This is a genomic window from Megasphaera hexanoica (assembly GCF_043520715.1).
GTDB classification, from domain to species: domain Bacteria; phylum Bacillota; class Negativicutes; order Veillonellales; family Megasphaeraceae; genus Megasphaera; species Megasphaera hexanoica.
The window spans coordinates 2,159,299-2,178,132 of the sequence record NZ_CP171361.1; the positions used below are offsets into that span (position 1 = coordinate 2,159,299).

The following is an 18,834-nucleotide window of genomic DNA, read 5'->3' on the forward strand; positions in this document are numbered from 1 at the left end:
AACATCTATTCATATGTACAAAAAAAGCACTGCATAGAATCAATTATACTCTATACAGTGCTATGCGAACCCATACGAACCATAACATATGAACAACTATTCATATATCGAAAAAATAGTAGACTGGGTCAACTATCTAAAAAATATAATACAAACTAGACAATATCTATGATACAATATAAGTACTTGATAAGCACTGATGCGGTTCAATGATGGCTTGATAGTGCTTTTCTGAATCTTATTATATGTAATAGCAGGTGTTGTAATGGCCGTTACAATTTCGTTGTGTTCCTTGCGACTTGCATGGATCATACCGAGTACGATGTGATATAAAAATTGTCGTTATGATGTGAAAAGTATCAAATCAGGCGCAAAAAGGGCCTATGGGGGACAATGTAAGTGGCAAGACGTACGGTAAGGACAGACAGATTTTTTACAATTTTTAAAGTCCAATAAGGAGCGATGAGAAACGATGAAGACACAAAAGAGAAGACCAAAAGGAGAAGGGTCTATAATCAAATTACCAAATGGGAACTACAAGGCAACAATCACCATTGGTAAGGGCATTGATGGGAGACAAAAAAGAAAGAGCATTACCAGAAAGACACGAACAGAAGTATTAGAAGCCATAACGAAGCTAAGAGTAGAGTATGGGATAGGTAATACAGACATCCAACCAGATAAGAGGTTAAAAGAGGTCATACAGGAATTTATGTCTTTCAAGGAACAGGAAATAACAGAAACGTCTTATATGAACTATAGGTCTCATATGACAGACCTGCTAAATGTGTTTGGAGACATATATATAAAGGACATATCACCAGACATGATGGAGCAATATTTCCGAAAGGTACTGAAGACACAAAAAGCCAGTTCTGTGCTACGCAAGAAAACTATTGTGTCTATGATGTTCAAATACGCTGTTAAGAAAAGGTATATGTCTATCAACCCTGTAAAGGAAGCTGTGATACCGATAAAGAAGACACCACCTAAAGCGTCCCTATTAACTCTACCAACACCAGAAGAATTTAAAAGACTCCTGATAGAAGCAGACAAAATATCTCATCTATTATTTGTAATGATCTATTTTGATTCTGTTACAGGATTGCGTAAAGGAGAACTATTAGGTCTTAAATGGTCTATGGTTGATGCGGACACAAAGACAATCACCATCAATAATCAGAAAGACCGATTCGGTGCAGATGTGCCACTAAAGACACAAGCGTCATATAGAACCATACACGTATCTGACAAGGCCCTAGCGTACCTATCAGGCTTAGACACACATGGCAATGAGTATGTCTTTCCTTTGAGTCGCTACGAGTTTGATAAGGCCATTAAGAAGCTCTGGAAGGTCGCTAAACTTCCTAAAGGATTCACATTCCATGACATCAGACACTATCATGCAACACAACTTTTAAGGCATGGTGTGAACGCTAAAGTTGTTAGTAGGCGTTTAGGACACACATCTATTGTAACGACATTGAACATATATTTTAACTACCTGCCCAGCATGGACGAGGAAGCAAGTAAGGTATTAGATGATGATTTTTAAGGAGCTGTACAGGTGCTTAATGAGTGCTTATATAGGGAATAAATCCGAGTAGTCGGAAGACAAACAAGGGATAAAATAGGCATTTATAGCTGTTTATAGGTATTGTCATTTTTACACTCTATAGTACCACATATCTGAGACTCTGAACAGGGCTGAAAGAAATTACTGGCCCCGGCATTCCGCAATCACAGTAAAACGTATCAGGCCGGGCAGCGAACATACAGTCCCGGCAGGATTTCTTCCACCAGGTTGTGCAGCATCAGGTTAAGCAATATACAGCTGATATCTGACGCAGCAAGACCGGTCTGTATGACCAGCTGCTCCACAGGCAGGGCCTGCGATTCCTGAAGTGCCTCATAGACTTTCCGCTCCGCATCAGACAAGGCACAGACCGGTTTGCCTTCCTCTGGTTCCACATACTGCCAGCCGTATTCCTCCAGTACATCGGCTGCACAGGTCAGGATAATGGCTCCGTTCCGCAAAAGCGCATGAGTTCCCTGACTCATGGTAGAAAAAATACTGCCCGGCACAGCAAAGACGTCCCGTCCTTCTTCCAGAGCGAAATCGGCCGTAATTAATGCTCCGCTCCGCGCTGCCGCTTCGACGACGATGACACAGCGGGCCATCCCGGCAATGATCCGGTTGCGGGCTGGAAAATTACGTGCCAGCGGCTCCACGCCGAAGGAAAACTCACTGACAACGGCACCGCCGGCATCGCAGATTTTCTGGAACAAGCGCCGGTTTTCCGGAGGATACGTCCGGTCCAGGCCATTGGCAACGACGGCAATTGTCCTGCCTCCACCTCGGAGTGCACCTGTATGGGCCCGCGTATCAATGCCTCTGGCTCCCCCGCTGATAACAAAAACGCCCTGCCGGGCTAATTGCTCCGACAGGGTATGGGCAGCATTCAGGCCATATGGAGTAGCCTTGCGGGCTCCGACGAGAGCTGCTGTTTTATTATTCTGTGGCAGTATCCCCTGGTAAAACAGGACGGCTGGCGCATTGTATGTCTGCCTGAGCAGTTCCGGATATGCTTTCTCCTGAAAGGTCACCAGATGTACCTGTCGTGACTGGAGAAGCCGTTCCTGCTCATCCCAGTCAAAGTGGTTGCGGGAAGTGTTGATGTGGCCGGCTTTCTGCGCGCCCAGACCGGCAGCTGCCGCCACGGCTTCTCCATCGGCCTGCCAGGCTTTCTGCGCACTGCCAAAGTGAGAAATAACATTCCGTATGCGCCTTGCTCCCAGGCCTTTTATCGATTGCCATGCTGCCATATACCGGCGTTCTTCCATGAGGTTCGCCGTTTCCACTGGCGTCACATCCTTTGCAGTTTATTTCTATAACTCAGCGCTTCGGCTACATGCTCCTGCCCTATTTCATCGCTTTCTCCCAAGTCAGCTATCGTGCGGGATACCTTGATGATCCGGTCGTAACTGCGCGCACTGAGTTTAAATTTATCAAATACCTCCTGCAGAAGCCTTCTGGCCTGTTCCGTCACACAGCACGTTTCCCGGATTGCCCGGTGTCCCATGTGGGCGTTGCAGAACATACCAAATGGCCGCAGTCGCTCTACCTGCCGTTCCCTGGCCGCCAGGACGCGCTCCCGGATTACACCGGACCCTTCCTGTGCCTCATCGGACACGAGTTCACGGTATAAGGGCCGCTCGACGCGGACATGCAGATCAATCCGGTCCAGCAGCGGCCCGGAAATTTTCCGCACATAACGGCGGATTTCCCCAGGCGTACAGGTACAAAGCTGGTCAGACCCGTAATTGCCGCAGGGACAGGGATTCATGGCGGCTATGAGCATATATTGGGCCGGATAGGTCAGGGAAGCGTGGACGCGGGCGATGTGCACGACGCCATCTTCCAGGGGCTGACGCATAACTTCCAGTACGGAGCGGGGAAACTCCGGCAGTTCATCCAGAAATAGGACGCCATTATGGGCCAGTGTAACCTCTCCCGGCCGCGGAATCGTGCCGCCACCAATGAGGCCGTTGACAGAAATCGTATGATGAGGACTGCGGAATGGCCGCTCTGTAATCATGCGGTTCTGATGGAACAATCCCGCCACGGAGTAAATTTTCGTCACTTCCAGTGATTCTTCCGTATTCATAGGCGGCAGTATGGTCGGCAGACGTTTGGCCAGCATGGTCTTGCCGGCCCCCGGAGGTCCGATCATGAGTACGTTATGCCCGCCGGCGGCAGCAATTTCTAACGCCCGTTTGGCCAGGAATTGTCCCTGTACCTCGGAAAAGTCGATGGTATATTCCGGCCTTATTTCCTGCTGGTCATCGGACGGTACGGCCGCTTCCAGCCGTTCTATATCGTTCAGATGCTGTATGACATCGCGCAATGTGCGGACTGCATAGACCGTCATTTTACGGCACAACAAAGCTTCCGCCGCATTTTCTTCACTGATAAAAACCGTATGAAACCCGGCAGAAGCTCCTTTCAGAATCATCGAAAGAAGTCCCTTTACGGGCCGGATATGTCCATCCAGAGATAATTCCCCGATAAACAGGCAGCCTGCCGTTTTTTCTGCCTGTATCTGCCCGCTGGACACCATGATGCCGACAGCAATGGCTATATCCAGTCCGGTACTGTCTTTTTTGAGCTCAGCCGGCGCCAGATTCATGGTAATCCGCCGCATAGGGAATTCATACCCGCTGTTTTTCATAGCCGAACGGACCCGCTCTTTCGATTCTTTGACAGATGTCGCTGCCATTCCGACGATTTCAAATCCGGGAAGTCCGTTGGCGATATCCGTTTCTACGGTAATAATGTTGCCCATGAGTCCCAGCGTCGTCGCTCCATATACACTTGCAAACATAGGAATACCCTCACATCCCCGGCCAGAACGCATGCCGGATATGATGAAGCCGCAGCGCCCCTCCCGGACCCGGCATGACTTCGATGACATCAAACCGGCACGGCACATCCCATAACCGGTACCGTGCCATATAGGACTGGGCCGTTATTTTTAATTTAAACTGTTTATGCTGTGCTACGGCCTCTGCCGGATATCCGTAACACAAGGAACGCCTCGTCTTCACTTCAACGAACACAATCGTATCGCAATCGCGGGCAATAATATCGATTTCTCCCAGCCGGGTCCGGTAATTGCGTTGCAGGATACGATATCCGCACTGGCGCTTCAGGTAAAGGGCAGCCCGCTCTTCTCCCGCCTTCCCCAGTTCTTTTTCCGGATCACTCATAATAACCTGTCTCCTTTATCCATTCCTTTCCCATATATGATACCAACGGAAGATTAACGTTACCTGAAAATACGATGAGCTCTACATTAGAAAAAAACGGTTTTATTAAAAGTAAATTAGAATTCCCGCATTTCCCTTGCTTTTTTTCATGATTTATGATTTCCCCTGCGGATGAGTATATTTATACTTCTATTTATGATACAATGTCACATATCGTCACATATCGTCACATATCTCAAAAAAAGGAGCCCTGTCCCATGATAAAAGGCATCAACGTCTACTACATATACTTCATGCTCAGTCAGGTCATCTGGGGAGTCCTGCCGGCATTCTGGATTCTGCTGCGCGATCTATCTCCCCTGTATACACTGGCATCACGCATCGTCTGGTCCTCCGTCCTTTGCTTTATCCTGATCATGCACAAGCATCTCCTGTCCAATCTGACAGGGCTTTGCCATCAGCGGAAGCAATGGCCGTATATAGCCGGTGCCTGCCTGCTCGTTACCATCAACTGGGGGGCGTTTATCTACGCCATGACCCGTGGCTTCATCCTCCAGGCAAGTCTGGCTTATTTCATCAATCCCATTGTGGTCATCTTTTTTGGCGGCCTGATTTTTCATGAAACCATCAGTCTGATGCAGAAATTATCCATGTTCCTGGCGGCTTCCGGCCTGGTGCTGGCATTCTGCTTATACGGCCAGGTCCCCTATTTGTCATTCATCATCTGCCTGTCCTGGGCATCGTACAGTCTCCTGAAGAAAAAAATCGTCCTCGACAGTCAGGTTTCCGTTTTTATTGAATCGTTCTCCATGGTACCGCTGTCCCTGTTATTCATCTGTTTCAGTGAAATGCACGGTACAGGGGCTATCGGGACATTTCACGGCCTACAGTGGCTTCTGCTTCCGGCAACGGGCATTGTCACGGCCATTCCCATGATGCTCTTTACAGCCGGCGTCAAAGGCGTTCCTATCACCGTCTCTGGCATCCTCATGTACTGCTCACCCAGCATCACTCTGGTAATCGGCCTGCTGAGCGGTGAAGTCATGACACGGCCGATGCTGGTCGCCTTTATATTCGCCTGGATAGCCGTCGCCATCTATATCACCGGGATTTACCGCACGATGAAACAGATACACAGCCGGGAGGGGGTGCAGGCTATCCGTTCCCATACACAGGAAATACATAAATAATACAGATCCGGCTGATTTTCACATAACGGAGCGCCTGTTTTATGGTATACTAAATACTAGAATGGTAAGCAATTCTCCCTGGAGAGGGACAAAAAAATACTACATTATCTATCGAGGGTGATTCTATGTTTAATCTGCATGTACCTACGCGCGTTCTCTTTGGCTGTGGCCAGCTCAATGAGCTCCATGCACAACCTATGCCCGGCAAAAAAGCCATGATTATCGTATCCAATGGCAAATCCGTAAAGGTCAATGGCTATCTGGCCCGCACGGAAGAACAACTCCGTCAGGCCGGCGTAGAAACGGTCCTCTATGATAAGATTGAAGCCAATCCATTGCGCCAGACCGTAACGGCAGGCGGACAAATGGCAGCTGCTTCCGGTGCTGACTTTCTCGTCGCCCTCGGTGGCGGCAGTGTCATCGACGCCTCCAAGGGCATTGCCGTCGTGGCAACGAATGGCGGTGACGTCTGGGATTACATTACCAACGGTACCGGCAAGGGAATGCCTATCAAAAAAACTCTGCTTCCCATCATTGCCATTACAACTACGGCAGGCACGGGATCAGAAACCGACATGGGTGGCGTCATTACCAATCAGGAAACAAAAGAAAAAACGCCGATTAAAGGGCCCCAGCTCTTCCCGCAGCTCGCCATTATCGATCCGGAACTCATGGCATCCGTACCTCCCCGTTTCACCGCCTATCAGGGATTCGATGCCCTGTTCCACAATATCGAAGGATACATTGCCAATAAATCCAGCCTTATGAGTGAAATGATCGCCCTTACGGCGATTGAGGCCATCAGCCAGTATCTTCCCATTGCCGTTGCGGATGGAAAAAATCTGACAGCCCGCGAAAAAGTGGCATTCGGCAGCTATCTGGGTGGCCTGGAAATGGTCGTATGCTCCACCGTAAGCGAACATTCCATGGAACATTCCCTCAGTGCCTTCCATCAGGAACTTCCCCATGGCGCCGGCCTGATCATGCTCAGCGAAGCTTATTTCACCTATTTTATTGAACATCACGTCTGTGACGGCCGTTTCATCCGCCTGGCTCAGGCTCTGGGTATGACCGAAGCAACAGAACCGAAGGATTTCATTACAGCCCTGCTGCGGCTGCAGAAAGACTGTGGCGTAGCTGATCTGAAGATGTCCGATTACGGCATTACTCCCGATGAATTTCCTCAGATGGCCCGCATTGCCAAATCGGCTATGGCCTTCCTGTTCAAGAGCGACCGCATCGACCTGTCCGAAGCCGATGTCGTGGAAATCTATCAGAAAGCCTACAAATAATCTACTGGTACGGAAAAGAGGAACGTCCCGGCGTTCCTCTTTTTTCACTGATACCTCCCAAACTTCTCCTTGACGTACAGTGGCTAGTCGTATTATAATGTCTTGGTAGGTTTCCCCGTGAAATCTCATTACATGGGCCTATAGCTCAGCGGTAGAGCCCCCGGCTCATAACCGGTTGGTCCTTGGTTCGAATCCAAGTAGGCCCACCAGCTCATGTAGGTAAAACCCCTGTAATCATACGATTACAGGGGTTTTACTTGTATAAGACAAATGAAACCGTCCCCATAGTCCGGCCGTCTGCAGGCAGATTATGGGGACGGTTTTTTCCCTCATCCGTTCCCTTTATTTTTGCAGTTCTTCATACAGGTGGAACACTTCTGGTAAAATGATTTTTTCCATGCCCAGTTTAATCAGTCTCGGCAGCCCGGGCAGGCAGAATATCAGACACTGGCGGCAGATTCCGGCACTGGAACGATATGCCAGGGACTGTACACCACAATCATTACGGTACGCCATGGCCGTCATGAGACCGGCAAATCCCGGAACCGGCTTGTCAAAAAGAGGTTCTATCGTCTCCAGCGTCACGTCCCGTTTTGCCAGTCCCGTACCCCCGCTGGTAATGACGACATCGACACTGCAGACCCATTCGTGAAGATGATTCAGTATTTCATCCCGGTCGTCGCGGACAATCTGGTAATCGACCACCTGATGACCGCCCTGGGTAAGAGCGGATTGTATCATTAATCCATTCGTATCATTGGAAAATGTCCGGCTGCTGCTGATCGTCAGTATGGCAGCCCGTAAAGGATGTTCTTCGGTTAATGTTTTGGTCAAAATAATACCTCCTCTGTAAATTGCGCTTCGTTATCCCATATTTCTGCACTATATTTCCGTTTCTGCCTGTAACGCCTCTTCCAGTGTTGCACCGTGCAACAACGACTGGAGAAAGGCCGGCATTGTTTCCCTTGTGGCTATAGTACCATGATATACTTTTTCTTTCATTCCGGCAACATGAATCTGCTGTCCATCAAAGGCCAGACTCAGGCGGCAGTTTCCCTCACAGGGAAACGGTTCTGCGCCTCTGCGCCAGATAATATGCGCCTGGTGCTGCCAGGGGACCGGTTCCGTCACGCCGCATAAATCAGCTGCTACAAACATTCCATTATCTGCCCCGATCCGTGCCGCCTGCCCTGCAAACTGCTGATACGATGCATCAGAACGGGCCGCTCCCGGAGAAATATACAATAGCATATAATCTTCCCAAAAGACATGATCCGTCAGGAATTCTTCACCGGGCAATTCATTTTCACAAACAAACGAATCATCCCATCCGTAATGACGGCATATTCGGCTGCTTCCCGCACCTCCGTTGACGGGTACCAGAGACAGGCCGGCCCGCTGAAAGGAGGCAATCCGTTTCTCCTCGTCTCTCTTCAACGCTTCATCTGCTTCCCACCGGGAAAAAGGCAGACCAATATATAAAACAGACACTATATCACTCCCAATTCATCTTTCTCTATATATAATTCGACTTCAATCGGCAAACTCCTGTTTGCTACCTATTACGGATATTTATGTTTAATCTGCTCCAATATCTGCTATAATATATGGTATCTGAATTACACATTCAAAGGAGAAGATCGACATGTTTAAAAAAATAGCATCTGCCCTTATGGTAGCGGCTGCTTTTGGCTGCACACTGGCCTCAGCCATGTTTTTTGATGACAACCCCCGTTACATCCAGGTGGGCCACGATGAAATGACCGAATCCTACATTGATATGAATTCCATCAATTCCATCCGTTACGACCCTCCCTATTATGTCATCCAGGCCACCGTACTGACTTATGACTACTCTACAAATACGGCGACAGGTTATCAGAACAATTTTTTCTATAACTTTAACGCCCAGACGGTCCGGACGCAGACATTGTCTACGATGACTTACGATACGCTGAAAGGCACCCCATCGGCACAAACCATCAATCCCGACCCGGAAGTTGCGACGACAGATCGCTATTCCGTCAACGGCAAAGCAGCAGACAATGCCTTTTTCAATTGCTATAATATGACATTCTATCATACCTTCGATAAAAAGAAAGATGCCAAAAACAGCGAAAGGAACTGATAGCCATGGATATGAACACTTTACTTCATTACGGCGGTATGATTGTCTCCTTTCTGTTTGTCGCTGCCGTCCTCTACTCTATGATTATGGCCATCCGGCGGCGCAGCCGTAAGCAGAAAGCGAAGGAAGCCGTAGAAAAACGCACTCATATCAAAATCCAGAATCTTCACCAGTTCGATATCAAGCCGTCTGACGGATATTACAAGTATCCCATCGGCCCCGTTGAATACACGCGGCGCAAGCCTCAGCGGTTTACTGCTGTCTCTATTGAACTGGCTTCCCGGCAGCCCTACTCCATCTGTCTCATAGGCTTTGCTGAATTTGCCGGCGGTGAACTAAAGGATCAGCATTATTTTTATATCCAGCCTCCGGAAAAAGATTTGCGTGACTTAAAAAATCCCGATGTAACTTGGGAACTCCTGAGCAAAGCCGACGAATTTGGCGAATACTGGAATGCCGGCATGAAAGACTATTTTATCGGCCACACGCTGGTCTGCCACAATGCGCCTTACGTCATCGGCTGTATCACCCACGCCCTTACCGTATTTGGCATCAAGCCGCCGGAATTTCGTTTTATCGATACTCTGGAAATAGCAAAAAAACTGTACACCTTTGATTCCCATAAACTGGATGCCATTTGTGAAGAAATGGGTATTGATCTGGATATGCACAACAGCCTGAGTGAAGCCCGGGCTATCGGCCAGTTTTTCTATAAATCCTGCAAGGAATTTCCCATGTATATCCCGCGTATTTACTACGCCAATGGAACCCCTTCAAAAGAAGAGCTGGAAGCCAGTGTCATTGCCGTCGTCGAACGGGAAGAAGCCCGTCCGGAAGACATGTTCGATCCCCGCCCGGTAGACGAAGTGCTCCTGAAAGGGCTGGTGGATAAAAAATATCTCGAACCGGGAAAAGAAGAAGGTACGTATTACGCAACGGATGAAGGCCTCGATTTTTCCGAAAGCCTTCCCTGATGATCACGCATAAAACTTCATCGTATTTCGCTTTTAGTTTGCCGTAGATAAAGGAACGGCCTGCCACATGATAGGAGAAAACCATCATGGGACAGGTCGTTTTCTTATAATACGTCGGTAAGCCAGTTTACGGCATCGCCCATCATATTCGTCGTGACAAAATGCTTCAACCCCGGATAAGTGATGAACCGGCTCCGTACGCCTGCCAGGGTATACAGCTTATCCATATAGTAGGATTGGGCCATGGGGTCAACCGTATCGTCATTGCCGGCAGTCAACCCCAGCACCGAACGGCCTTCCAGGTTTTCCGTATGAGTGTACGGATCCCACCGGCTGATTTCACGGCGCAGTTGCGGAAGAAAATCCATCGGTTCCAGCGGCAGTCCTGCCCGGAAACGGCGGTCTGATTCATCCCACCAGCCGGAGCCATTCATGGCGACTGCCGCCTGTATATCCCGGTTCCACGTCATAACCCCCAGAGCCGTAAATCCGCCCATGGAATGTCCCATGACGGCCAGCGGCACATCATCATGCCAGGTTTGGGCATAGGCGATGACCTGCGGCGCTTCACGGAGATTCTGGAATATGGTCTGCCAGAATTTCCCATACGCTGCCGGATTTTCTTCGTAATCGATGATGCCCCGCTCCCCGTGATGGATGGCCTCGGGAATCAGCACATCATACCCGTATGCTGCCAGAATATGGCCGCGCAGGGACTGCAGTTCTTTTGTCGATGTCCAGCCATGATAAAAAATGACTACGCCTTTTACATCTTCATGACACGCTATTTTCAGGCAGGGAATGTTCCCTATGTATATTTTTTCTTCTGTAATCATATCGTTTACCTCAAGTAAAACACGGCCGTCAGCAATCTGCCAGCGGCCGTATCTTTATTTTCTATCCCGCAGGGAAACAGGTTTCTGCAGTAGTTCCGACCAGACAAGACCTGCATAGATATCCCGTGCTTCACCGGAGAGCCCGCTCCAGGCCGGCGGCTGGACATAGGAATATACGACGGCAGGAGCGCCGGGAACGGTGACTGGTTCCGCTGTCGTGCCGATAGCCGCAGCGGCCGGACGGTGATTGCCTTCCAGGCGTCCCGTATCGGCTGGCGCCGGATTCCGCGTTCCCTGCCCGGCCGTACGCATTTTCCCCTGTTCTGGGGCCTGTCCGGTTTGTGAAGCTCTCTGCGGAGATGGCTCCGGTCTCGTCTGCTTTTGCCGCTGCGGCGTATCTATAGGGCTGCTGCGGCGCTTTCCCCGGTGCGGATAACGTCTTTTACGGCGCAGGGCATCGGGCAGGGAAAACAAGAGCATGAGAAGGATTATGGCAATAATATATTCCATACCATCACCTACTTATCAGCCGGTGTTTCCGGGGCAGGCGTCACGGGATGGCCCGATACAGCCGACGGCTGCGCCTTGGCCTTCGGTATGCCTGCCTTGGCTACGGCATCGCGCATCTTGGTATCGGCCATGACGTTGCGCATGGTGTAATAATCCATGACGCCCAGATTTCCTTCACGGAACGCCTGGGCGATAGCCAGCGGTACTTCTGCCTGGGCTTCGACGACCTTGGCCTGCATTTCCTGCGTATAGGCCTGCATTTCCTGTTCCTTTGCCACAGCCATGGCCCGCCGTTCTTCGGCTTTGGCCTGGGCAATCTGTTTATCGGCTTCAGCCTGATCGGTCTGCAGACGGGCGCCGATATTACGGCCTACGTCGACATCGGCAATATCAATGGACAAGATTTCAAAGGCCGTTCCTGCATCCAGTCCCTTGCTGAGGACGGTCTTACTGATTTCGTCCGGATTTTCCAGGACCTGTGAATGGTCCGCTGCCGAGCCGACGCTGGTAACGATGCCTTCCCCGACACGGGCAATGACCGTCGCCTCCCCGGCACCACCGACGAGGCGGTCGATATTGGCCCGCACCGTGACCCGGGCCCGTACTTTAAGTTCGATGCCATTCTGGGCAACGGCCGAAATAAACGGCGTTTCAATAACTTTTGGGTTGACACTCATCTGTACCGCTTCCAGGACATCCCGGCCGGCCAGATCGATAGCGCAGGCCCTTTCAAAGGTCAGGGACATAGTCGCCCGGTGGGCGGCTATCAGGGCATCGACCACGCGGTCTACATCCCCGCCGGCCAGATAATGCGCTTCCAGCTGATTGACATTGACGTCGAGACCGGCCTTGTTCGCTTTGACCAGGGGAAGGATGATCTTAGACGGAACGACGCGGCGCAGGCGCATGCCGATAAGATTGACGATACCTACGGAAACGCCGGCCGCCATCGCTGAAATCCACAGTCCCAGTGGCACAAAATGGAGAAATAATGAAATAACGATGATAGCAGCGACAATAACAAACAGCGGCGCTGCTAAAAGAGATAACATAGACATAACCTACCTCCTTATGGACCAGGCGGCACCGGTTCGACGACGACCCGGGCACCTTCGACTTTGATGACGCGCACGGCTACATCCCGGTCTATGAAGCCTCCGCTCGAAACGGCATCGACCCGTTCTTTGCCAATGCGGATTGTACCGGCCGGACGCAGGATAGTAATCGTCGTACCGCGCTGAAACAGATACTTGCTCTTATCTTCCTGTGATGTATAACCTTTTTCTTTCGTAGACCGGGTCGTCAGGGCCACTTTGGCAAACAACCGGCTTTTAGGCAGATGTCTGCCCAGGATGTAAAACAGGATGACGGCAATGACGATGCCGCCAGCCAGGATATACAGTGCCTGCACTGTCGCCCCGAGCATCCAGAACAGACTGCCAAAGAGCAGCAGGATGCCAGCCACACCAAAGATGCCGATTCCCGGCGTAACCAGTTCCAGAGCAATGAGGACCAGACCGCCGATAAAAGCCCCGATGACCTTCAGATCATCGGCCAGTGTGCCATCGCCGGATATGAGCATAACCCCTCCCAGCAGGCAGGCCGTTACCAGTCCGACACCGATACCGGCTGTTTTGATTTCGATAAGGACCGCCGCCAGGATAAGCCCGACAAACAGCATGCGGACGTATTCATTCTGAAGCATCCCCAGCGTTTCATCCTTCCAGTTCCGGTCTTCATAATACACGGTCGCATCGTCCAGACTGAACAGATGCAGTGCTTCTTCCGCCGTATCCGCCGTTCCTTCCGACAAATTCAGCTCCCGGGCCTGTACGTCCGTGAGCGCAAGGATTTCGCCGGCATCGGCATATCCGGGCAGGCCGTCTTTTTTATCGACCATCGCTTCGGCAATGCGGGGATTATGGCCATTATCAGCGGCCGTCGTACTGAATTCCGATTTCAGGGCGGCAATATTTTTTTCCGTCGCCGGTATGGGTTCTGCCGCGCCTATGCTGCTTCCCGGTGCCATGACGATATGGCGGCAGGCGATGGCAATCAACGCTCCGGCTGACCAGGCCCGTGACGTGACGAGGGCAATTGTCGGGATGGATGTTTCCCGCAAAAGATCACGGATGCGCAGCGCACTGTCTACACGGCCGCCCTGCGTATTGATACGAACGACGATGGCCTTATCTCCGTTTTCTTCCGCCCGGCTGATACCGCGCTGCACCAGTGCTGCCTGGCTGCCATCGATTTCACCGGAAATGGAAATGACCCGGGCAGACTCTGCTTCCTGTGCCCATGCAGCAGGCCCCGTCACGGCCGCGGTCAGGCAAAAACATACGATACACACGAAAAAACGTATGGCTACAGCAAACCTCATGAGTTCACCTCCGCTTACTTATTCGTTCCTTGTTCTGGGCGGGACAGACTTAAAGTACCCGGCAGCCTGCATTTCTGCCAGCTCGTCATCGGATAACGTACGCGCCGCATGACGCTCCGCTTCTTCTACCGGCTGGGAACGGACAATGGCAATCTTATCGAGAACGGCATTATATATATCGGCAGGCTTGTTTTCTTTCAGCCAGTCCAGCATATGTTCCACCCATTGCCGGCAGGACCACGATTCTTCACCATGATTATGTCCGCGCAGAATCTGTATCTGCACTTTTTCCGGAATCTTGGCGATCAGCCAGTTCCACATTTCATAATGAATTAAAAACGTATATTTGGCATCGATCTCGCGCAGATTCTTTTCATGAAGCTCTAATTCATAGCGGGACCAGAATAAGCCAATTGTCATTCCCATTACCTCCTAACAAGGATGTTTTATGTTGAAAAAGTCCTTGCCTGCGCAAGTACTTCTTTATACAATTCTATACATTTTCCCAAATTCCTGCAACTACAGAAAAAATACCACAAAAAGAAGGCTGAAGCAGAAACCCGTGTCCTGTTCAGCCTTCTCCGCTGCTTCCGTCATAAACGGAACAACGTTTCTGTATTTTTCTTAGCCTGTACGATCAGATCCCCAACCGGCACATCCATATACAAAGCAAGTGTCTGCGCCACGTAAACAATATTATTGGGGACATTGATCCGCGGCAGGTGAAATCCCCGCGGTGTCAGATAGGGTGCATCCGTTTCCAGCAGCACTCTGTCCAGAGGAAGAATCGATACGGCATCGCGCAGGTCATCGGCCCGCCGTTCGTCACAGATCCAACCGGTGATACCTATATAAAATCCCATGTCGAGCAGCGTCTCTAATGTCTTCCTGTCGCCGGTATAACAATGTACGACGGACTGGGAGCAGATGGCTTCATGGCCGGAAAAGCAGGAAATGAAATCGTGGGCAGCGTCCCGTTCATGGAGGAACATGGGCTTATCCAGTTCTTCCGCCAGGGCGATGAGCTCTTTGAAAAAATAGAGCTGGTTCTCTTTTGTCGAATACATGCGATCGTAATCAAGGCCCGTTTCTCCTACGGCGACGACTCTGGGATTTGTCGTTACGATGCGCCGGATTTCTGCTATATCGGCCTCTTTCGCTTCATCTGCCGCATGCGGATGGATTCCGGCCGTCCCATAGGCATCGTGCCGTTTGACAAAGTCATTGACCTTACGGTTTTCCCGGTCCTCGGACCCGGTTAGGATACAGCAGATTCCATCGGCTGCCGCATCAGCCAGGATGCGTTCCGGCTTAGTAAAAGACCGGGTAAACAGATTGAGACCAATATCATAATAAGTAATATCCATATCACACCTCACGCCGATCAGGATCCGCCATTCATATCGTCCAGAGACAGCAGGAAACTCGGCGCATAGTCGCGGAGAAACTGCTCTACCTCCGGCATTCCCAGGTCACGCAGACGGGCTCCGATGGTTTCATATGCTTCATTAAATTCGTTGTTGCCGGCATGTTTTTCCTGAAGGCATTTCAAGTACGCGCTCAATGTATCAGCCGCCTTGACAAAGGGCCATACAGGATCTTCTTCAGCATGACAGATCAGCCATTCATAATCAGGCTGCAAATCCTCTGGCAGCGTTTCGACAAGCCGTTTCTGTGCCAGCTGTTCCACTTCGCCATAGGTCCTGCGCATGACCGGGCTGAAGTATTTGACCGGCGTCGGCATATCACCAGTAAAGACTTCACTGGCATCGTGATACAGCGCCAGCAGGACGGCCCGTCCGGCATCTACAGTGCCGCCATCAGCATAATATGTATTGTGTAACAGGCAGAGGTGATAGGCAATCATCGCCGTCTGCAGCGTATGCTCCTGCACATTCTCTTCGATGGTGTTACGCATCAGGCTCCAGCGGCGGATAAATTTCATGCGCGCCAAAATGGCAAAGAAATGGCTCATATGTACTCCTTATTTACGGTACAGACCCATAGCCCGGCAGGCTTTCACATAAGTGACATTGGCCTTGGCATGGGCTTTCTTGGCGCCTTCGTCGAGGATGGCATCCAGTTCGGGATCGCCTACGAGCTGATGATAGCGCTGCTGGATCGGTTCCAGTACGGAAATGACAGCATCGGCTACATCTTTCTTGAATGCTCCGTAACCTTTGCCTTCGTAGGCTTTTTCAATATCTTCATGGCTCTGGTCGGTCACGGCCGAGAGAATTTCAATCAGGTTGGAAATACCGGGCTGGCAGTCCGTGTCATAACGCACGGTATTCAGGCTGTCCGTCTGGGCCCGTTTGATTTTCTTTTCAATATCTTTGGGATCGTCGAGAAGATAAATAGTAGCCGTCGTATTGGAATCGGACTTGCTCATTTTCTTCGTCGGTTCCTGCAGGCTCATGACACGAGTGCCATCGTGGCCGAGCAGGATCTGGGGCAGTTTAAATACGTCCCCGTACAGACGGTTGAACCGCTGTGCCAGGTCTCGGGTAATTTCCATATGCTGCTTCTGATCATCGCCAACGGGAACGTAGTCAGCCTGATACAGCAGGATGTCTGCCGCCATCAGGGGCGGATAGGTCAGAAGACCGGCCGGAATGGAATCGCCCCGTTTGGAAGCCTTATCCTTATACTGGGTCATCCGTTCCAGTTCACCTACATAAGAAGATGTAATCATGATCCAGCCGAGCTGTACGTGTTCCGGAACTTCCGACTGTACGAACAGCGTCGCTTTCTGCGGATCCAGACCAGAAGCGATATAAATAGCCGCCAGCTGACGGGTCCGTTCATGGAGAAGCTGCGGATCCTGCGGCACGGTGATAGCATGCTGATTGACGATGCAGTAATAACATTCATTGGCATCCTGTAATTTAGAAAAATTACGCAGTGCACCCAGATAATTCCCTAATGTAAGATTGCCACTCGGCTGGATACCTGAAAAGATAATAGACATGATTGTTTTCCTCCTGTCAATAAAAAAACCTTCCATCCCTTATATATAGGGACGAAAGGAAAGTATTTCCGCGGTACCACCCTGGTTGGCATAATGCCCGGCTCTTACATGCACATCATCATGCACTCTTTCCTGGTAACGGTGAAAGTTCCGGCCTGTCATACTGACTTCTGACAGCCTCTCCCGGGCCCATTCCTTCTTTCTCCTCCTGCCGGACTTCCACCCTCACCGGCTCGCTGAAAGGGGTATGAAAGAGCTACTTGCTCCCGCTCATCGAGTTTCTTTATATATACAGGTATTGTAGTCCCGAATACGTACCATGTCAAGAAGCATTTTGTAAAAAAAGTCTTGACTTAAAGCTTACTCCATGTGCTAAAATAAGCCATCACAGGAGGAATGTATATGAAATTAACGCGAAAAAAAATTATATTGACTGCCCTTCCCCTAGTGGCAGCCGCTCTCATAGGAGCTTATTTCTTTATACCCGGTTCCAAAGCCGTGGCCCGTCAGGGCATACAAGTCACCAAAGCAGCAGCCGCTCACTACGATCTGACCAGCGATGTCGATGCCTCTCACGTACGCCAGATTATCACCCGTGACAGCATGACGAGCCGCACCATCATGTGGCAGTCTGATTTTTCCGAAGAGCCGGCACTGGTCGAATACCGCGTCAAGGGATCTGATGGCGACGTGTTCCAGCAGCAGGCGACAAATGAAGCCTTTAACGACGATGATACGACGACCTACGTCCACAGCGCATTGCTGCAGGACCTCACACCGGGAACGACGTACGAATACCGCGTCGGATACGGAGAAAAACGGACGGAATGGCAGGAATTCCAGACGGCCCGGGGAAATGATTTCAAAGCCCTCATCTTCCCTGATTCCCAATCGAGTGATTACAGTTACTGGGCGGCTACGGCTCAACCGGCCTGGCAGCGCAACAACGATGCCCAGTTTTTCATCAATATGGGCGACCTCGTAGATAACGGGCAGGACCACTATCAGTGGAATGCCTGGTTCGATGTCGTCGGCCCCATGATCCGCCGCATCCCCGTAGTCCCACTCATGGGAAACCACGAAACGTACAACCGCGACTGGAAGGTACGGATGCCCGAAGCCTATCTCCATCTCTTCTCTTTGCCCGGCGGCGTCCCTAAATCGTATCAAAACCAGTTCTATTCTTTCGATTATGGAGATGTTCATTTCGTCGTCCTCAATACGCAGGCATCGGAACTGGCTGACTGGCAGCCACAGCTCAACGAAGATCAGGCAGCCTGGTTCCGCCAGGATATGGCAAAAACGACGAAGAAATGGAAAGTCGTCATCATGCATAAGGATCCACTGCAATACGGATTCGCCAGCCGGCCCCAGCCACGGGAAGAAGGATTTTCCCAGGAAGGCACATTCTGGATGCCCCTCTTTGATGAAACGGGCGTAGACGTCGTCCTTTCCGCCCACCTGCACACCTACCGTGACCGGGGACACATCAGGAATTTCCAGCGCGATCCGTCGGGACCGCTCTACATCATTACCGGCGTAGCTGGCAACGTCCAGTATCCCGGCCTCTGGAAACAGCACAGTCTGGATGAATATGTAGCGCCTCAGCCGGAAACAGATAATTATATGACTATGGAATCTACAGAAAATCAGCTGACATTCCAGAGTTTCCTGCCTGACGGCACACTGTTGGAACGCACGGCTGTAGAAAAATAACACATACACCGGATAAAAGTAAAACGGAGCAATCCGGCAGACAAATGAGTCTGTCAGACTGCTC

Annotated in this window: 19 protein-coding genes, 1 tRNA gene and 1 other annotated feature; of the genes, 7 read left to right on the forward strand and 13 right to left on the reverse strand. The window is 50.6% G+C overall.

Annotated features, from left to right (window positions below):
- Positions 1-472: 472 nt before the first annotated feature.
- Positions 473-1,555, forward strand: a complete 1,083-nt coding sequence (locus ACGTIC_RS10675) for a site-specific integrase (RefSeq protein WP_113855668.1) — start codon at positions 473-475, stop codon at positions 1,553-1,555.
- A gap of 200 nt (positions 1,556-1,755) precedes the next feature.
- Here ACGTIC_RS10675 and dprA read toward each other — a convergent pair whose 3' ends face one another.
- Genes dprA through ACGTIC_RS10690 form a run of 3 tightly spaced genes read right to left on the reverse strand, consistent with a single transcriptional unit; the run spans position 1,756 to position 4,770 of the window.
- A complete protein-coding gene (dprA, locus tag ACGTIC_RS10680; RefSeq protein WP_257536489.1) occupies positions 1,756-2,862 on the reverse strand; it encodes a DNA-processing protein DprA in 1,107 nt (368 codons plus the stop codon).
- Between the two features lie 5 nt (positions 2,863-2,867).
- Positions 2,868-4,385: a YifB family Mg chelatase-like AAA ATPase gene (locus ACGTIC_RS10685; RefSeq protein ID WP_075581258.1), complete on the reverse strand. Its 1,518-nt coding sequence runs from the start codon at positions 4,383-4,385 to the stop codon at positions 2,868-2,870.
- Positions 4,386-4,395: 10 nt separating this feature from the next.
- Positions 4,396-4,770 (reverse strand): YraN family protein, encoded by a 375-nt coding sequence (locus ACGTIC_RS10690; protein ID WP_059075312.1) that lies wholly within the window; start codon positions 4,768-4,770, stop codon positions 4,396-4,398.
- A gap of 257 nt (positions 4,771-5,027) precedes the next feature.
- Between ACGTIC_RS10690 and rarD the strand changes: the two genes are divergently transcribed.
- The 3 genes from rarD to ACGTIC_RS10705 all read left to right on the forward strand — a co-directional run bounded on the left by rarD (position 5,028) and on the right by ACGTIC_RS10705 (position 7,461).
- Positions 5,028-5,960, forward strand: coding sequence for an EamA family transporter RarD (gene rarD / locus ACGTIC_RS10695; RefSeq protein ID WP_234995454.1), 933 nt, complete (start codon positions 5,028-5,030; stop codon positions 5,958-5,960).
- Between the two features lie 125 nt (positions 5,961-6,085).
- Entirely contained in the window at positions 6,086-7,252 is a 1,167-nt protein-coding gene (locus tag ACGTIC_RS10700) for an iron-containing alcohol dehydrogenase (protein ID WP_257536488.1), read from the forward strand.
- A gap of 134 nt (positions 7,253-7,386) precedes the next feature.
- Positions 7,387-7,461, forward strand: a tRNA-Ile gene (locus tag ACGTIC_RS10705).
- Positions 7,462-7,594: 133 nt separating this feature from the next.
- On the opposite strand, the gene ACGTIC_RS10710 is transcribed toward ACGTIC_RS10705, so the two are convergent.
- Complete coding sequence (locus ACGTIC_RS10710) at positions 7,595-8,086, reverse strand: molybdenum cofactor biosynthesis protein B (protein WP_206084978.1); 492 nt, start codon at positions 8,084-8,086, stop codon at positions 7,595-7,597.
- A gap of 48 nt (positions 8,087-8,134) precedes the next feature.
- On the reverse strand, positions 8,135-8,743 hold the full coding sequence (locus ACGTIC_RS10715) for a hypothetical protein (RefSeq protein ID WP_113855667.1): 609 nt from the start codon (positions 8,741-8,743) through the stop codon (positions 8,135-8,137).
- 154 nt (positions 8,744-8,897) lie between these two features.
- Here ACGTIC_RS10715 and ACGTIC_RS10720 point away from each other — a divergent pair, with 154 nt between their 5' ends.
- Both ACGTIC_RS10720 and ACGTIC_RS10725 read left to right on the forward strand, forming a co-directional pair.
- On the forward strand, positions 8,898-9,380 hold the full coding sequence (locus tag ACGTIC_RS10720; protein ID WP_059075315.1) for a hypothetical protein: 483 nt from the start codon (positions 8,898-8,900) through the stop codon (positions 9,378-9,380).
- Positions 9,381-9,385: 5 nt separating this feature from the next.
- Entirely contained in the window at positions 9,386-10,354 is a 969-nt protein-coding gene (locus ACGTIC_RS10725) for an exonuclease domain-containing protein (RefSeq protein ID WP_236699606.1), read from the forward strand.
- Between the two features lie 104 nt (positions 10,355-10,458).
- Here ACGTIC_RS10725 and ACGTIC_RS10730 read toward each other — a convergent pair whose 3' ends face one another.
- From ACGTIC_RS10730 to trpS, 8 genes are all read right to left on the reverse strand, one after another.
- Positions 10,459-11,190, reverse strand: a complete 732-nt coding sequence (locus ACGTIC_RS10730) for an alpha/beta fold hydrolase (RefSeq protein ID WP_113855666.1) — start codon at positions 11,188-11,190, stop codon at positions 10,459-10,461.
- Between the two features lie 54 nt (positions 11,191-11,244).
- The gene (locus tag ACGTIC_RS10735; RefSeq protein WP_113855665.1) at positions 11,245-11,700 is read right to left on the reverse strand and encodes a hypothetical protein; all 456 of its coding nucleotides are present in this window, start codon (positions 11,698-11,700) and stop codon (positions 11,245-11,247) included.
- Positions 11,701-11,708: 8 nt separating this feature from the next.
- Positions 11,709-12,758, reverse strand: coding sequence for a flotillin-like protein FloA (gene floA / locus ACGTIC_RS10740; protein ID WP_075582425.1), 1,050 nt, complete (start codon positions 12,756-12,758; stop codon positions 11,709-11,711).
- 11 nt (positions 12,759-12,769) lie between these two features.
- On the reverse strand, positions 12,770-14,083 hold the full coding sequence (locus ACGTIC_RS10745) for a nodulation protein NfeD (protein ID WP_113855664.1): 1,314 nt from the start codon (positions 14,081-14,083) through the stop codon (positions 12,770-12,772).
- A gap of 18 nt (positions 14,084-14,101) precedes the next feature.
- Entirely contained in the window at positions 14,102-14,503 is a 402-nt protein-coding gene (locus tag ACGTIC_RS10750) for a hypothetical protein (RefSeq protein WP_113855663.1), read from the reverse strand.
- A 173-nt stretch (positions 14,504-14,676) separates the two neighbouring features.
- Positions 14,677-15,450: a TatD family hydrolase gene (locus ACGTIC_RS10755; protein ID WP_113855662.1), complete on the reverse strand. Its 774-nt coding sequence runs from the start codon at positions 15,448-15,450 to the stop codon at positions 14,677-14,679.
- A 17-nt stretch (positions 15,451-15,467) separates the two neighbouring features.
- A complete protein-coding gene (yfbR, locus tag ACGTIC_RS10760) occupies positions 15,468-16,058 on the reverse strand; it encodes a 5'-deoxynucleotidase (RefSeq protein WP_059075322.1) in 591 nt (196 codons plus the stop codon).
- A gap of 9 nt (positions 16,059-16,067) precedes the next feature.
- On the reverse strand, positions 16,068-17,054 hold the full coding sequence (gene trpS / locus ACGTIC_RS10765) for a tryptophan--tRNA ligase (protein ID WP_075581265.1): 987 nt from the start codon (positions 17,052-17,054) through the stop codon (positions 16,068-16,070).
- Positions 17,055-17,098: 44 nt separating this feature from the next.
- Positions 17,099-17,337 (reverse strand) — a binding site (T-box leader).
- 119 nt (positions 17,338-17,456) lie between these two features.
- Here trpS and ACGTIC_RS10770 point away from each other — a divergent pair.
- Positions 17,457-18,770, forward strand: a complete 1,314-nt coding sequence (locus tag ACGTIC_RS10770; protein WP_113855661.1) for a metallophosphoesterase family protein — start codon at positions 17,457-17,459, stop codon at positions 18,768-18,770.
- Positions 18,771-18,834: the final 64 nt, after the last annotated feature.

Coding starts and splice junctions, on each gene's coding strand:
- ACGTIC_RS10675 (WP_113855668.1), top strand. CDS start 473: ATGAAGACACAAAAGAGAAGACCAAAAGGAGAAGGGTCTATAATCAAA.
- ACGTIC_RS10685 (WP_075581258.1), bottom strand. CDS start 4,385: ATGTTTGCAAGTGTATATGGAGCGACGACGCTGGGACTCATGGGCAAC.
- ACGTIC_RS10690 (WP_059075312.1), bottom strand. CDS start 4,770: ATGAGTGATCCGGAAAAAGAACTGGGGAAGGCGGGAGAAGAGCGGGCT.
- rarD (WP_234995454.1), top strand. CDS start 5,028: ATGATAAAAGGCATCAACGTCTACTACATATACTTCATGCTCAGTCAG.
- ACGTIC_RS10700 (WP_257536488.1), top strand. CDS start 6,086: ATGTTTAATCTGCATGTACCTACGCGCGTTCTCTTTGGCTGTGGCCAG.
- ACGTIC_RS10720 (WP_059075315.1), top strand. CDS start 8,898: ATGTTTAAAAAAATAGCATCTGCCCTTATGGTAGCGGCTGCTTTTGGC.
- ACGTIC_RS10725 (WP_236699606.1), top strand. CDS start 9,386: ATGGATATGAACACTTTACTTCATTACGGCGGTATGATTGTCTCCTTT.
- ACGTIC_RS10730 (WP_113855666.1), bottom strand. CDS start 11,190: ATGATTACAGAAGAAAAAATATACATAGGGAACATTCCCTGCCTGAAA.
- ACGTIC_RS10735 (WP_113855665.1), bottom strand. CDS start 11,700: ATGGAATATATTATTGCCATAATCCTTCTCATGCTCTTGTTTTCCCTG.
- floA (WP_075582425.1), bottom strand. CDS start 12,758: ATGTCTATGTTATCTCTTTTAGCAGCGCCGCTGTTTGTTATTGTCGCT.
- ACGTIC_RS10745 (WP_113855664.1), bottom strand. CDS start 14,083: ATGAGGTTTGCTGTAGCCATACGTTTTTTCGTGTGTATCGTATGTTTT.
- ACGTIC_RS10750 (WP_113855663.1), bottom strand. CDS start 14,503: ATGACAATTGGCTTATTCTGGTCCCGCTATGAATTAGAGCTTCATGAA.
- ACGTIC_RS10755 (WP_113855662.1), bottom strand. CDS start 15,450: ATGGATATTACTTATTATGATATTGGTCTCAATCTGTTTACCCGGTCT.
- yfbR (WP_059075322.1), bottom strand. CDS start 16,058: ATGAGCCATTTCTTTGCCATTTTGGCGCGCATGAAATTTATCCGCCGC.
- trpS (WP_075581265.1), bottom strand. CDS start 17,054: ATGTCTATTATCTTTTCAGGTATCCAGCCGAGTGGCAATCTTACATTA.
- ACGTIC_RS10770 (WP_113855661.1), top strand. CDS start 17,457: ATGAAATTAACGCGAAAAAAAATTATATTGACTGCCCTTCCCCTAGTG.